The 522-nt window shown below is 65.9% G+C and carries 1 pseudogene; it reads right to left on the bottom strand.

Going from position 1 to position 522, the window contains the following annotated elements:
- Positions 1–522, bottom strand: a pseudogene (locus EOC93_RS33715) (F0F1 ATP synthase subunit beta); the annotation flags it as partial.

The raw sequence follows: 522 nt of genomic DNA, 5'->3' as shown, positions 1-522 counted from the left end.
GGCGCAAGCAGGTCGAGAACCTTGATGCCGGTGACCAGGATCTGCGCTTCCGTCGACTGCTCGACATAGGTCGGAGCCGGCTGGTGAATGGAGCGCATCTCGATGCCGTCGACCGGACCTGCCTCGTCGACCGGCTCGCCGATGACGTTGATGATGCGGCCGAGCATGCCCGGGCCGACCGGCACGGTGATCGGCGCGCCTGTGTCATAGACGTCCTGGCCGCGAACCAGACCTTCAGTCGAGTCCATGGCGATGCAGCGCACGGTGTTCTCGCCGAGATGCTGGGCCACCTCGAGCACGAGGCGATTGCCGACATTGGACGTTTCCAGCGCGTTCAGGATCGCCGGCAGATGTTCGCCGAACTGCACGTCAACAACGGCGCCGATGACCTGGCGAACCTTGCCCGCCAAACCAGTCTTCTTGATGGCGACGGTCGGTGCCTTCGCCGCAACAGCCTTGGCGGGCGCGGCCGCCTTCTTGGCCGGAGCCGCCTTTGCTGCCGCTGCCGGAGCCTTTGCCGGT

The sequence above is a fragment of the Mesorhizobium sp. M6A.T.Ce.TU.002.03.1.1 genome, assembly GCF_003997275.1.
In the GTDB taxonomy this organism is placed as follows: Bacteria; Pseudomonadota; Alphaproteobacteria; order Rhizobiales; family Rhizobiaceae; genus Mesorhizobium; species Mesorhizobium mediterraneum.
This window is presented reverse-complemented; position numbering and strand designations above follow the sequence as displayed.